This window comes from Aquitalea sp. FG25 (genome assembly GCF_057809375.1).
In genome coordinates this window covers 88,979-102,029 of sequence record NZ_JBMDJV010000016.1, presented here as the reverse complement: position 1 = coordinate 102,029, position 13,051 = coordinate 88,979, and the positions used below count along the sequence as shown (strand labels likewise).

Annotated in this window: 10 protein-coding genes; 5 read left to right on the top strand and 5 right to left on the bottom strand. The window is 57.2% G+C overall.

Annotation, left to right across the window (positions count from 1 at the left end):
• The first annotated feature begins 46 nt into the window (after window positions 1-46).
• Entirely contained in the window at window positions 47-928 is an 882-nt protein-coding gene (gene xerD, locus ACODR9_RS15175) for a site-specific tyrosine recombinase XerD (protein WP_488810268.1), read from the top strand.
• Window positions 929-994: 66 nt separating this feature from the next.
• Here xerD and clpA read toward each other — a convergent pair whose 3' ends face one another.
• Together clpA and clpS are read right to left on the bottom strand one after the other, a co-directional pair.
• Window positions 995-3,274, bottom strand: coding sequence for an ATP-dependent Clp protease ATP-binding subunit ClpA (gene clpA / locus ACODR9_RS15170; protein WP_488810267.1), 2,280 nt, complete (start codon window positions 3,272-3,274; stop codon window positions 995-997).
• A complete protein-coding gene (clpS, locus tag ACODR9_RS15165; RefSeq protein WP_159874964.1) occupies window positions 3,274-3,582 on the bottom strand; it encodes an ATP-dependent Clp protease adapter ClpS in 309 nt (102 codons plus the stop codon). Before clpS ends, clpA begins: the two co-directional genes overlap by 1 nt.
• Window positions 3,583-3,805: 223 nt before the next feature.
• Here clpS and ACODR9_RS15160 point away from each other — a divergent pair, with 223 nt between their 5' ends.
• The gene (locus ACODR9_RS15160; protein WP_045846595.1) at window positions 3,806-4,009 is read left to right on the top strand and encodes a cold-shock protein; all 204 of its coding nucleotides are present in this window, start codon (window positions 3,806-3,808) and stop codon (window positions 4,007-4,009) included.
• Between the two features lie 101 nt (window positions 4,010-4,110).
• Here ACODR9_RS15160 and mdtH read toward each other — a convergent pair whose 3' ends face one another.
• Window positions 4,111-5,319 carry a multidrug efflux MFS transporter MdtH gene (gene mdtH, locus ACODR9_RS15155; RefSeq protein WP_488810265.1) on the bottom strand — a complete coding sequence of 403 codons (1,209 nt, stop codon included), beginning with the start codon at window positions 5,317-5,319 and terminating at the stop codon, window positions 4,111-4,113.
• Window positions 5,320-5,407: 88 nt separating this feature from the next.
• On the opposite strand from mdtH, the gene ACODR9_RS15150 reads away from it, so the two are divergent.
• Entirely contained in the window at window positions 5,408-6,292 is an 885-nt protein-coding gene (locus ACODR9_RS15150) for a LysR family transcriptional regulator (protein WP_488810263.1), read from the top strand.
• Window positions 6,293-6,344: 52 nt separating this feature from the next.
• Here ACODR9_RS15150 and icd read toward each other — a convergent pair whose 3' ends face one another.
• Both icd and ACODR9_RS15140 read right to left on the bottom strand, forming a co-directional pair.
• Window positions 6,345-7,589 carry an NADP-dependent isocitrate dehydrogenase gene (gene icd / locus ACODR9_RS15145; protein ID WP_488810261.1) on the bottom strand — a complete coding sequence of 415 codons (1,245 nt, stop codon included), beginning with the start codon at window positions 7,587-7,589 and terminating at the stop codon, window positions 6,345-6,347.
• Between the two features lie 210 nt (window positions 7,590-7,799).
• Window positions 7,800-10,037, bottom strand: coding sequence for an NADP-dependent isocitrate dehydrogenase (locus ACODR9_RS15140; protein ID WP_488810260.1), 2,238 nt, complete (start codon window positions 10,035-10,037; stop codon window positions 7,800-7,802).
• A 441-nt stretch (window positions 10,038-10,478) separates the two neighbouring features.
• Here ACODR9_RS15140 and ACODR9_RS15135 point away from each other — a divergent pair, with 441 nt between their 5' ends.
• Both ACODR9_RS15135 and aceK read left to right on the top strand, forming a co-directional pair.
• A complete protein-coding gene (locus ACODR9_RS15135; protein ID WP_488810259.1) occupies window positions 10,479-11,156 on the top strand; it encodes a pseudouridine synthase in 678 nt (225 codons plus the stop codon).
• A gap of 68 nt (window positions 11,157-11,224) precedes the next feature.
• On the top strand, window positions 11,225-12,991 hold the full coding sequence (gene aceK / locus ACODR9_RS15130) for a bifunctional isocitrate dehydrogenase kinase/phosphatase (protein ID WP_488810258.1): 1,767 nt from the start codon (window positions 11,225-11,227) through the stop codon (window positions 12,989-12,991).
• The last annotated feature ends 60 nt before the right edge of the window (window positions 12,992-13,051 follow it).

Genomic DNA, 13,051 nt, shown 5'->3' with positions numbered 1-13,051 from the left:
GTTTACGCCTTGCGCTTTTTTTATGTCCTCCGCCAGGAAATGCAGCATGAGCACCGAAAGCATAGACCGGTTTCTGGATCACCTGTGGCTGACCGACGGCCTGTCTGCCAATACGCTTGCAGCCTATCGGCGGGATCTGGCCAAGCTGCAAAAACAGCTGCAGATCGGGGACTGTACGCTGGAGGAGGCAAATCACGCCCAGCTGCAGCAGGCGCTGCTGGAGGGCGTGGAGCGGGAGAAGCCAGCCACGCGCGCCAGGCAGCTGTCCTGTCTGCGGCGCTATTACCAGTATTTGCTCAGTAGTGGCCAGCGCACTGACGACCCCAGCCTGCATCTGGATAATCCCAGGCTTGGGCAACGCTTGCCCAAAACCCTGTCAGAAGGGCAGGTCGAGCTATTGCTGCAGGCACCCGATGTTGAAACGCCGCTGGGTTTGCGCGATCGGGCCATGTTCGAAGTGCTGTACGCAACCGGCTTGCGCGTGTCCGAACTGGTGGGGCTGACGCTGCAGCAACTGGACATGGTGACGGGCCTGATCATCACCCGAGGCAAGGGCAATAAGGAGCGGATGGTGCCGCTGGGCGAGATTGCCCTGGACTGGCTGGAGCGCTACTTTCGAGAAGCCCGCGCCTTGCTGCTGGCCGGAGCGCAATGCGATGCGGTATTTGTCACCCAGCGCAAAGCTGGCATGAGCCGGCAGATGGCCTGGCGTCTGATTGCCGGCTATGCCCGTCAGCAGGGCTTGCCACCGGTTGGGCCGCACATGCTGCGGCATGCTTTTGCCACGCACTTGGTCAATCATGGTGCCGATTTGCGCGTGGTGCAGCTATTACTGGGCCACTCGGATATCTCCACCACACAAATCTACACCCATGTCGCCCGCGAACGGCTCAAGCAGCTGCACGCCCAGCATCATCCACGTGGTTGATGTTGTACTTGGCAAAAGAAAACGCCCGCATCTGCGGGCGTTGTACGCTAAGGCGCGCTATACGTCTTATGCCGGTTCTGCGGCCAGGGGCTCGGTATCAAACTGAAGCTCGACGACATCCTGATCATTGATGTCGACAGTGACTTCGCCACCATTGGCCAGGCGGCCAAACAACAGCTCATCTGCCAGCGCCTTGCGGATGGTGTCCTGAATCAGCCGTGCCATCGGACGAGCTCCCATCAGCGGGTCGAAGCCGCGCTTGGCGAGGTAGGCGCGCAGCGCATCGGTAAAGTGGATTTCCACTTTCTTGTCGCTGAGCTGGTGCTCAAGCTGCATCAGGAACTTGTCCACCACCTGCATGATGATCTGCTCATCCAGCATCTTGAAGGAGATGGTGGCATCCAGCCGGTTGCGGAATTCCGGGCTGAACAGGCGTTTGATATCCGCCATTTCATCACCGGTTTCCTTGGACTGGGTAAAGCCCAGCGTCGGCTTGGACATGGTCTCGGCCCCGGCGTTGGTGGTCATGATGATCACCACATTGCGGAAATCCGCCTTGCGCCCGTTGTTGTCCGTCAGTGTGCCGTGGTCCATTACCTGCAGCAGTACGTTGTAGATGTCCGGATGCGCTTTCTCGATTTCGTCCAACAGCAACACCGCATACGGATGCTTGTTGATGGCCTCGGTCATCTGGCCACCCTGTTCAAAGCCGACATAGCCCGGTGGTGCGCCGATCAGACGGCTTACTGCATGGCGTTCCATGTACTCCGACATGTCGAAGCGGAGCAGCTCCACACCCAGTACATAGGCTAACTGCTTGGCCACTTCGGTCTTGCCCACCCCGGTGGGCCCGGAGAACAGGAAGGAGCCGATGGGCTTGTGCGGATTACCCAGTCCGGAGCGCGTCATCTTGATGGCAGTGGCCAGGCTTTCAATTGCCTTGTCCTGACCGAACACCACGTTCTTCAGATCACGCTCAAGATTCTTCAGCACATTCTTGTCGTCGCTAGAGACAGTTTTTGGCGGAATGCGTGCAATCTTGGCAACAATCTCTTCAATTTCTGACTTATTGATCACCTTTTTCTGTCTGGATTTAGGCAGAATCTTCTGTGCCGCTCCAGCTTCATCAATCACGTCAATTGCCTTGTCTGGCAGGTGGCGGTCATTGATATAGCGGGCGGACAGCTCGGCAGCGGTAGTCAGTGCCGACTGGGTGTACTTCACGCCATGGTGTGCCTCGAAACGTGATTTCAGACCCTTGAGAATTTCGATGGTCTGCTCCACCGTCGGCTCGGCAACGTCGATTTTCTGGAAGCGCCGCGACAGGGCGTTATCTTTCTCGAAAATGCCGCGATATTCGTTATACGTGGTGGCACCAATGCAGCGCAGGCTGCCGTTAGATAGCGCCGGCTTCAGCAGGTTGGACGCATCCAGCGTGCCGCCAGAGGCTGCACCAGCACCGATGAGAGTGTGAATCTCATCGATAAACAGGATGGCGTGCTCGTCCTCGGTCAACTGCTTGATAACAGCCTTCAGGCGTTGTTCGAAGTCGCCACGGTATTTGGTACCCGCCAGCAGGGCACCCATGTCCAGCGCATACACGGTTGCCTTGGACAAGACATCGGGTACCTCGTTGTTGACGATGCGACGCGCCAGACCTTCAGCAATGGCCGTCTTGCCCACACCGGCCTCACCCACCAGCAAGGGGTTATTCTTGCGGCGGCGGCACAGGATCTGCACGGTACGTTCCAACTCAAGCTCACGGCCGATCAGTGGGTCGATCTTGCCGTCACGGGCTTGCTGGTTGAGGTTCTGGGTGTAGTTCTCCAGAGCCCCACCCGGTCCGGTAGCCTGTTCCTCACCATCGGACTCATTATGTTGGTCGCGCGGTTCCGGCGGATGCTGGGGCGAGCGCTGCTTGGTGATGCCGTGCGAAATGAAATTGACTACATCCAGCCGCGAAATACCCTGCTGATGCAGGTAGTAGACAGCATGGGAGTCTTTTTCACCGAAAATAGCCACCAAAATGTTGGCGCCGGTCACTTCTTTCTTGCCAGAGGACTGGACGTGCAGGATGGCACGCTGAATAACACGCTGGAATCCCAGCGTGGGCTGGGTTTCGACTTCGGTTTCCCCCGGAACGGTCGGCGTGTGTTCGTCGATGAAGTCGCCCAGCTGTTTTTTCAGCTGGTCGAGATTGGCCCCGCAGGCCCTTAAGACATCGGCGGCGGAGGGATTGTCTATCATGGCAAGCAGCAGATGCTCCACGCTGATGAACTCGTGGCGCTTGCGCCTGGCGTCCATGAATGCCATATGCAGGCTTACTTCAAGCTCCTGGGCAATCATCAGTTTTCCTCCATTACGCACTGAAGCGGATGCTGGTGTGCTTTGGCAAATTGCGACACCTGTTCAACCTTGGTGGCAGCCACGTCTTTGGTATAAACGCCACACACGCCGTGACCTTGCGTATGGACTTGTAGCATGACCTGAGTAGCCTTTTCCCGGTTCATGTGGAACAACTGTTGCAACACTTCCACCACAAATTCCATTGGGGTGAAATCATCGTTCAATAACAATACCTTATACATTGGGGGAGGGGTGGTCCTCACCCGAGACACCTCTTTGACGGCGTCATCGCTGAACTGCGTGGACATGTCGACTTTCAGTTAAACCACGGTTTACTTCAATTTTGGCTCCCCCCGACTTTTTTTCAAGGGGCATGTGTGAATTCCTTTTGCACTTGACGCTATCACAATGGTTGCGTAGAAATGCAGTCAGGTGCTTGGCTTAGCTGTTTGGCATTTGCGGATGAGCCGCAATGGGCAGCAAGCTTTAAGTTAGTCGGCCTCACCAGCCATCGTCAATCAAGGAAGTAACATGTCAATTGGTACCGTTAAGTGGTTCAACGACGCTAAAGGCTTTGGCTTTATTACCCCGGACGAGGGTGGTGAAGACCTGTTTGCCCATTTCTCCGCCATCAATATGCAAGGCTTCAAGACCCTGAAAGAGGGTCAACGTGTAAGCTTTGACATCGTTAGTGGCCCGAAAGGCAAGCAAGCGTCGAACATCCAAGCAGCCTAATCAGGCTGAGGATGTGCCAGGATTGCCAGGTACGCTGACCTGACCGGTCAACATACCGACAGCTTCAAACAGAATCCCGCCAATCGGCGGGTTTTGTTTTTTCAGGCACTGTTGCTGACACAGGATGTTGCTGTGGCAGGGCGCAGCAGTTGCATCCAAAGTGCCAGCAGAGTTACTCCCCCCACCAGTGACAGGCACAGCCAGGGCAATGCCGGCCATTGCCACTGGCGTGATATGTCCAGCAGCCAGCCCCCGCCGACATAGCCCAGCGCCCCCCCTAGTGCCAGCCCGAGCCTGCTGCAACCCAGATAACTGGCACGTGCCTGCGGGCGGGCCAAGCTGGCAACATAGGTTTCCCGTGCGGGCTCCATGATGATGGAGCCAAGAAAGAACAGGCCTAGCACGGTAAATGCCGCCAGCGGATGTGCCACATTGCTCATGATGGCCAGGCTCAGGCTCATCAGGCCAAGCCCGATCAGCATGCGCTGTTCGCGGCGCAGATGACGTTCCCCCCAGCGTGCCAGTGGGTAGAGCAGGCTCAGCGACAAGCAGGTTTCTAGTGTGTACATCCAGCCTACGGCCTGGTAGCTGCCGGTGAGCTGCTTGATGGTGACCGGAACCAGCAGCATGACTTGTACGGCCAGCATGTAATAGCCACTCAGGGTCAGGACAAAGCGCATGTAGCTGCGATCTTGCAATACCACGCGCATGGATTGCCAAGGTGAGGATTTGCCACTGGCAACCCGGTAGGGAGGCAGTAACAGGGCATTGACCAGCGCGGCCAGCACAAACATCGCCGTACCTGCCAGGCCAACCCAACGGAAGTCGAACTGTAAGAGCCAGGAGCCCAGCAACGCTGCGGCCACGGCGCCGGCACTGTCTTGCATCATCAGGATGGCGTAGAAGTGTGGACGCTCACGCGCCAGTACCAGTTTGGCCACCAGGGCGGTGCGCGGTGGGTCGAACAGGGTGCCACCCAGCCCGGATAGCAGGCAGGATAGGTAGAGCAGCCAGGGTGAATGAGCGAGTGCCATGCAGGCAAAGCCAGCAGCGCGCATCAGCATGCCGCAGACAATCAGCGGTTTGGCCCCAAAGTGGTCTGCCAGCGACCCGCCAAACAGTCCCAGTCCCTGTTGCATGAACTGTCGCAGGGCCAGGGCCAGCCCGACGATGCTGGCGCTCCATCCTAGCTGATCGACAAAATGCAGGCTGATCAGTGGGAAAACCATGAAGAAACCGAATATCACCAGCAGGTTGTCCAGCAGGATGAATGCCTTGCCCAGTCGGCGTGCACGCTGTGCGGATGCCATGTTATCTCCTCATTCGAACAGCATTCTAGGAAGGCATCCTGCTATTATGTAAGTCTATTTCTCGTAATATTTCATATGTGATTTTATTATGTCTGTTGCCTTGTCTGATCTGGAATTGCTGCTGGATGTGGCCGAGCTGGGCAGCTTCAGCCAGGCTGCTGCCAAGCGAGGCTGGTCACAGCCGCAGGTTAGTCAGCGTATTGGTTTGCTGGAGCAGCACTGGGGTGTCAGCCTGTTTACCAGGCACCGGCGCGGGGCGGTGGCGACCAACGCCTGCCAGGCCTTTCTGGATGCGGCCCGTCAGTCGGTAACCGCTTACCGGCAAGGACTGGAAACCATGCAGGGGACGCCTGCGGTGCCACGTATCCGTCTGTCCTGCCTGCCATCACTCACCTCACCGGTATTCGGTCCTTTGCTGATGAAGCTGGCGGATGCAGCCATGGAAATTCGCTGTGGAACCGATCACTCTCAGCAGATCATGCAGGATTTGCTGACCGGCCAGGTTGAGGTGGGGTTTGTGCTGAAATGTCCGGCAATGGCAGGGATTCAGATGGAATTGCTGTGGCGTTCGCCAATTGTTCCGGTGGTGGCTGCCAACCACCCGCTAGCGAGCTGCGCCGGGGCATTGGCACTGGCTGATATCGCCAGGCATCGCATTGCGCCCCAGTTTTGGGGGGATGAGTGCGAGAGCCTGATCCAGCAGATTCGCATGTTGCGGCAGCTGCCCAGCCCGATACACGCGGTGCAACCGGCATCTGCCGCACGCGAGCTGGTGTTGCGTCATGGTTTTGTGTCGTTCATGCCGGAGTTGTCGATCAAGGCTGATTTGCAGGATGGCACGCTGGTTCGCCTGTGTGTACCAGAACTGCCGGCCTGGCATTGGGAGGTGATGATGGCCTGGCGAGCGGGCAAACGGGTGGATGCGGCCAAGGCGCAGGTGCTGGAGGCGGCGCGGGCACTGGTGGTTGGTTGAGGCGAACAAGGCCCGCTTAGCGGGCCTTGCTGGGTTGTCGCGAGCTGAGGGTTTACATGCGGGCAATCATGGCATCGCCGAACTCCGAGCAGGACACTTCGGTAGCGCCGTCCATCAGGCGGGCAAAGTCGTAAGTCACCTGCTTGTCGGCAATGGCCGCTTCCATGGATCTGATCACCAGATCCGCCGCTTCCACCCAGCCCAGATGGCGCAACATCATTTCCGCCGACAGAATCAGCGAGCCCGGGTTGACCTTGTCCAGCCCCGCATACTTGGGTGCCGTGCCGTGGGTGGCTTCAAAGCAGGCGTAGTGGTCGGAGATATTGGCACCTGGTGCAATGCCGATGCCGCCGACTTGCGCGGCCAGGGCATCGGAGATGTAGTCGCCGTTGAGGTTGGTGGTGGCAATCACATCGTATTCTGCCGGGCGCAGCAGGATTTGTTGCAGGAAGGCATCGGCAATGGCGTCCTTGACGATGATTTCGCGACCGGTTTTCGGATTATTGAAGCGGCACCACGGGCCACCATCAATCGGCTCGGCACCGAATTCACGCCGGGCCAGTGCGTAGGCAGTATCCCGGAAGTTGCCTTCGGTAAACTTCATGATATTGCCCTTGTGGACGATGGTGAGGCTCTTGCGGTCGTTGTCTATGGCGTATTGCAGCGCCGCACGCACCAGCCGTTCTGTCCCCTCTACCGAGATGGGCTTGATGCCGATGCCGGAGCTGTCTGGGAAGCGGATTTTCTTTACGCCCATTTCATTCTGCAGAAAGGCAATTACCTTTTTGACGGCATCGGAACCCGCCTGCCATTCGATACCGGCGTAGATGTCTTCGGTGTTCTCACGAAAGATCACCATATTGACCAGTTCTGGCTGCTTGAGCGGTGAGGGAACACCCTGGAAGTACTGCACCGGGCGTACGCATTGGTACAAATCCAGCTCCTGGCGCAGGGCGACGTTGAGTGAGCGGATGCCACCGCCAACCGGCGTGGTCATCGGCCCCTTGATCGATACCGAATATTCTTTCAGCGCGTCGAACGTTTCCTTGGGCAGCCATTCATCCGGGCCATACAGGCGGGTGGACTTTTCCCCGGCATACACTTCCATCCAGTGAATCTTGCGGGCCCCGCCATAGGCTTTGTCTACTGCGGCATCAATCACCTTGATCATCACCGGGGTGATGTCGATGCCGATGCCGTCGCCTTCGATGAAGGGAATGATGGGGTTGTTTGGAATGGGCTGGCCGGGGATGATTTTCTGTCCTGCTGCTGGAACCTTGATATGGGACTCACTCATTGTTGTTCGCTCCTTGTCTCAGGGAAGGGGACTGCCGTGATCCGCAGTACATGCCACTTACTCAGCCTAGACCGAAGTGGCATGCTTGCCGCAGAGGATCTGACAATTATTTTTGTAAATCGTTGATTTGAGGCGGGGAGAACAAAAAAAGCGCCAGGACGAATCCTGGCGCTCTGGTGGTAAGGCTGGTTTGTGCAAGCTGCTGCTGGTTTAGGCCTGGGCGGCTTTCAGAGCGGCATTGAAGGTGCTGCTCGGGCACATTACCGCCTGGCACTTGGCGGCATCCGGCAGGTAGTAGCCGCCGATATCGGCCGGCTGGCCCTGTACTGCTTTCAGTTCGCTAATGATTTGCGCTTCGCTGTCGGCCAGTTGCTTGGCCAGCGGGGCAAACTGAGCTTGCAGTTCGGCATCTTCAGTTTGCTCGGCCAGTGCTTCTGCCCAGTAGCTGGCCAGGTAGTACTGGCTGCCACGGTTGTCCAGCTCGCCAGTGCGGCGTGACGGCGACTTGTCGTTGTCCAGCAGCTTGCCAGTGGCGGCATCCAGCGTCTTGGCCAGAATCTTGGCCTTGTTGTTGCCGGTCTTGATGCCCAGTTCTTCCAGCGACACGGCCAGGGCCAGGAATTCGCCCAGCGAATCCCAACGCAGGTGGTTTTCTTCCAGCAGTTGCTGTACGTGTTTCGGAGCCGAACCACCAGCACCGGTTTCGTACATGCCACCACCGGCCATCAGCGGCACGATGGACAGCATCTTGGCCGAGGTGCCCAGTTCCATGATGGGGAACAGATCGGTCAGGTAGTCACGCAGGATGTTGCCGGTGACCGAGATGGTGTCCAGACCACGGGCAACGCGTTCCAGGGTGAAACGCATGGCGCGGACTTGCGACATGATGTGGATTTCCAGGCCGCTGGTGTCGTAATCCTGCAGATAGGTTTCCACCTTCTTGATCAGCTCGTTTTCGTGCGGACGGTACGGGTCCAGCCAGAAGACTGCCGGCATGCCGGAGTTACGGGCGCGGGTTACTGCCAGCTTCACCCAGTCGCGGATCGGTGCGTCTTTCACCTGGCACATGCGCCAGATGTCGCCAGCTTCCACGTTCTGGCTCAGCAGGATTTCGCCGGTAGCCAGGTCAACGATATTGGCCACGCCGTCTTCGGCGATTTCAAAGGTTTTGTCGTGCGAGCCGTATTCTTCAGCCTTCTGCGCCATCAGGCCAACGTTAGGCACGGTACCCATGGTTTTCGGATCGAAGTTGCCATGCCATTTGCAGAAGTTGATCATCTCCTGATAGATACGGGCAAAGGTGGATTCCGGCATCACGGCCTTGCAGTCGGCCGGTTTGCCATCGGCACCCCACATCTTGCCGCCGTTACGGATCATGGCCGGCATGGAGGCATCGACAATCACGTCGTTGGGCGAGTGGAAGTTGGTAATGCCCTTGGCGGAGTCCACCATGGCCAGACGCGGACGGTGTTCCTGGCAGGCGTGCAGGTCGCGGATGATTTCTTCGCGCTTGGTGGCAGGCAGGGTCTCAATCTTTTCGTACAGATTGGCCATGCCGTTGTTGACGTTGACGCCCAGCTCTTCAAACAGTTTGCCGTGTTTCTCAAAGGCATCCTTGTAGTAGATCTTGACGCAGTGGCCAAACACGATGGGGTGGGACACCTTCATCATGGTGGCTTTTACGTGCAGCGAGAACAGGATGCCGGATTCGCGGCAGTCTTCCATTTCCTGCTCGTAGAAGTCGCACAGCGCCTTCTTGCTCATGAACATGGAGTCGATGATCTCGCCAGCTTGCAGGGTAAGCTTGGGCTTGAGCACGATGGTTTTGCCACTCTTGGTGGTCAGTTCCATCTTCACGTCACGTGCCTGGTCCAGCGTCATGGACTTTTCGCCATGGTAGAAGTCGCCATGGTGCATGTGGGAAACATGGGTTTGCGACCATTGCTTCCATTCACCCATGGAGTGCGGGTGCTTCTTGGCGTAGTTCTTCACCGCCAGCGGGGCGCGACGGTCGGAGTTGCCTTCGCGCAGCACCGGGTTTACTGCAGAACCCAGACACTTGGCATAGCGGGCCTTGAGCGCATTGTCGGCGTCCGAGGAGGGCAGTTCCGGGTAGTCAGGCAGGGCGTAGCCCTTGGATTGCAGTTCCTTGATGCAGGCGATCAGTTGCGAAACCGAAGCACTGATGTTCGGCAGCTTGATGATGTTGGTGTCCGGGTCCTGGGTCAGCTTGCCCAGGGTGCTCAGCGTATCCGGTACTTTTTGTGCATCAGTCAGGTATTCGGGAAATTCAGCCAGTACGCGGGCTGCTACGGAGATATCTGCCGTTTCAACATGGATGCCGGCGGTGCCGGTAAAGGTGCGGATGACTGGCAGGAAGGCGCTGGTGGCCAGCGCAGGTGCTTCGTCGGTCAGGGTGTAGATGATGGTCGGCTGTTCCGAAGGCATTGCTCTATCTCCAATGATTATTTTGACGTCAGAACGACTGCGCGAGGCGGCTTTCGCACACCGGGGGATGTTCCGCTAGGCGCGTGTAAAGGCACTGCATAAGGCGGGCGGCTTGCCGAACTGCATTAAGCAGCCTGTGCGTGGCAGCGCGGCCCGTAGACTTGCGGGTGACTTTTCGGAAGTGAATTATACCCCTCAAATGTTCGTACTGTTTGTAAGTATCCGAACTTTGCCATCCCGGCGAGATAAACAAGTGTTCGAATGTGAATTTTTCGCACCGGTGCTGTGAGCTGCAGTCCACAGCATAGTTCCAGCCGCTGTGCTTTGCTGTCCTCCTTTATTGCAGCAGATGGCCAGCAGCGGGCATGTGGTGGCATGACCGCAACCTTCACTCCTTGTTATCATCTGGCGCATTATATTTTTCTGCATGGTCTGCCTGAAATGCCCGAGCTTATTCTGTTCAACAAGCCCTATGGGGTGATTTGCCAGTTTTCCCGGCATGAGCTGCACCCGACATTGAAGGATCACATTACCATTCCCGGCATTTATCCGGCAGGCAGGCTGGATACGGACAGTGAAGGCTTGTTGCTGCTGACCGGGGAAGGTGCTTTGCAGCACCGTATCAGTGATCCGCGCTGGAAACTGCCTAAAACCTACTGGGTACAAGTGGAAGGCCGGGTGACTGAAGAGCAGCTGGCCGCATTGCGTGCAGGTGTCGATCTGGGTGACTTCATCACCCGCCCGGCGCAGGTACGTCAGATAGACCCGCCGGCCCTGTGGGAGCGCAAGCCGCCGGTGCGGTTTCGCAAGACCGTGCCGGATTGCTGGCTGGAAATCATCATCAGTGAAGGCAAGAACCGTCAGGTGCGCCGCATGACCGCCAAGGTGGGGCTGCCTACCCTGCGGCTGGTACGTGCAGCCATCGGGCCGTGGCAGCTGGGTGACATGCAGCCGGGCGAATTGCGCAGCCTTGAAGTGCGTCTTGAAGATTTACCGGCACTGTCCCATGCTGAGCGTCTGGGCAAACCCTCAGCAGTGGCAACGGCAAAAACGGCGTCCACAGCAGGCAAGCCGCGCCCGCAGGCCTCTTTCCGTTTTGCGCGCAAGAACAAGCCATGATGCATGCCGGCCTGTTCTGTCGCTAAGGGGGCGGGTGCAACTGAGCGTGGCAAATATGAGGCCGCAGCATGCAGATTCCCGAGTACTACAACCCGGTAGCCCGCGATATGGCACAGGCGCTGGTCGATGGCTTTGACAAGCACTACCGCCTGTTTCGGGCCTGTAACCAACAGGCCAAGGCCCTGTTTGAACAGGCAGACTGGCAGGGCGTGCAGCAAGCCATCCGCGACCGTATCCAGTTTTACGATGAGCGGGTGCTGGAAACCGTTGCCCGCCTGCACCACGAGTTTCATGCTGATCTGCTGGATGATGAAATCTGGCAACAGGCCAAGCTCTACTTCATTGGCCTGCTGACCAATCACAAGCAACCGGAGCTGGCGGAAACCTTCTTCAACTCGGTGTTCACCCGTATGCTGCACCGGGATTACTTCAACAACGATTTCATCTTTATCCGGCCAGCCATTTCCACCGAGTATATTGAGTCCGACCCGCCCTGTTACCGCAGCTATTACCCTGCCAGTCGCAGCATGCGGGCGGTAATGCGCAACATCATTCTGGATTTTGGCTGGCGTCGACCCTTTGCCCATCTGCGGCACGATCTGGCGCTGCTTATGCGCAGTATCGCTACCTTTTTTGATGGCCATTGGCCTGTGGCAGAAGCCAACCTGCAAATCCAGGTACTGTCGTCTGCTTTTTATCGTAACAAGACCGCCTATATTTTTGGCAAGGTGATCAACGGAGGCATCAGCTATCCGTTTGCCATTCCGGTATTGCACGATGCGGCCGGGCGCTTGTATCTGGATACCGTGCTGCTGGAACCATGGCGTATTGGCGTGCTGTTTTCCTTCAGCCGGGCTTATTTCCTGGTGGAGATGGAGGTTCCTTCCGCGTATGTGCAGTTTCTGCGCAGCATGCTGCCCACCAAGACCAAGGCAGAGCTGTATACCATGCTGGGTTTGCAGAAACAGGGTAAAAACACGTTTTACCGTGATTTCATGCAGCATCTGCAGCATTCCAATGACCAGTTCATCATCGCCCCGGGTATCCGTGGCCTGGTGATGCTGGTATTTACCCTGCCGTCCTATCCCTATGTGTTCAAGTTGATCAAGGACGTGTTTGGCGGCCCCAAGGAAGTCGACCGCGAGACGGTAAAGCGCAAATACTGGCTGGTGAAACAGCATGACCGTGTCGGGAGAATGTCGGATACGCTGGAGTTTTCCAATGTGGCTTTTCCGCGCAGCCGGTTTACTGCCGAGCTGATCGAGGAACTACGCACGCTGGCTCCATCCATGATGGAGGAGGGAGAGGACAGCATTATCATTCGCCACCTGTATATCGAACGGCACATGAAGCCGCTGAACATGTATTTGATGCAGTGCGACGATGCGGAAAAGGAGCGGGTGATTCGCGATTACGGCCTGGCAATCAAGGAGCTGGCCTCCGCCAATATCTTCCCTGGAGACATGCTGTTCAAGAACTTTGGCGTGACGCGCTACGGGCGGGTGATTTTCTATGATTACGATGAAATCGAGTACATGACCGACTGCAATTTCCGCAGCATTCCGCCGGCCCCCAATCCGGAGATGGAGATGTCGGGCGAGGTATGGTATCCGGTGGCCCGCAATGATGTGTTTCCCGAGGAGTTCGGCACCTTCCTGTTGGGCGATCCACTCGTGCGCAAGACCTTCCTCAAATATCACCGGGAACTGCTGGAGCCAGGCTTCTGGCAACAGCGTCAACAGCGCATCAGGGACGGGGTGATCGAGGACTTTTACCCCTATCCCGAGGAAATGCGTTTTGCCAATATATGCACAGCTACACAGCGGAAAAGTTGATTGTCCAAGGACATGACCAGACTGCGGTTAAATGTCTTGGCAGAATACAGAAAGGGAAGC

Excerpts from the sequence above, each read along its gene's own strand:
- xerD (WP_488810268.1), top strand. The coding sequence starts at position 47 with ATGAGCACCGAAAGCATAGACCGGTTTCTGGATCACCTGTGGCTGACC.
- clpA (WP_488810267.1), bottom strand. The coding sequence starts at position 3,274 with ATGATTGCCCAGGAGCTTGAAGTAAGCCTGCATATGGCATTCATGGAC.
- clpS (WP_159874964.1), bottom strand. The coding sequence starts at position 3,582 with ATGTCCACGCAGTTCAGCGATGACGCCGTCAAAGAGGTGTCTCGGGTG.
- ACODR9_RS15160 (WP_045846595.1), top strand. The coding sequence starts at position 3,806 with ATGTCAATTGGTACCGTTAAGTGGTTCAACGACGCTAAAGGCTTTGGC.
- mdtH (WP_488810265.1), bottom strand. The coding sequence starts at position 5,319 with ATGGCATCCGCACAGCGTGCACGCCGACTGGGCAAGGCATTCATCCTG.
- ACODR9_RS15150 (WP_488810263.1), top strand. The coding sequence starts at position 5,408 with ATGTCTGTTGCCTTGTCTGATCTGGAATTGCTGCTGGATGTGGCCGAG.
- icd (WP_488810261.1), bottom strand. The coding sequence starts at position 7,589 with ATGAGTGAGTCCCATATCAAGGTTCCAGCAGCAGGACAGAAAATCATC.
- ACODR9_RS15140 (WP_488810260.1), bottom strand. The coding sequence starts at position 10,037 with ATGCCTTCGGAACAGCCGACCATCATCTACACCCTGACCGACGAAGCA.
- ACODR9_RS15135 (WP_488810259.1), top strand. The coding sequence starts at position 10,479 with ATGCCCGAGCTTATTCTGTTCAACAAGCCCTATGGGGTGATTTGCCAG.
- aceK (WP_488810258.1), top strand. The coding sequence starts at position 11,225 with ATGCAGATTCCCGAGTACTACAACCCGGTAGCCCGCGATATGGCACAG.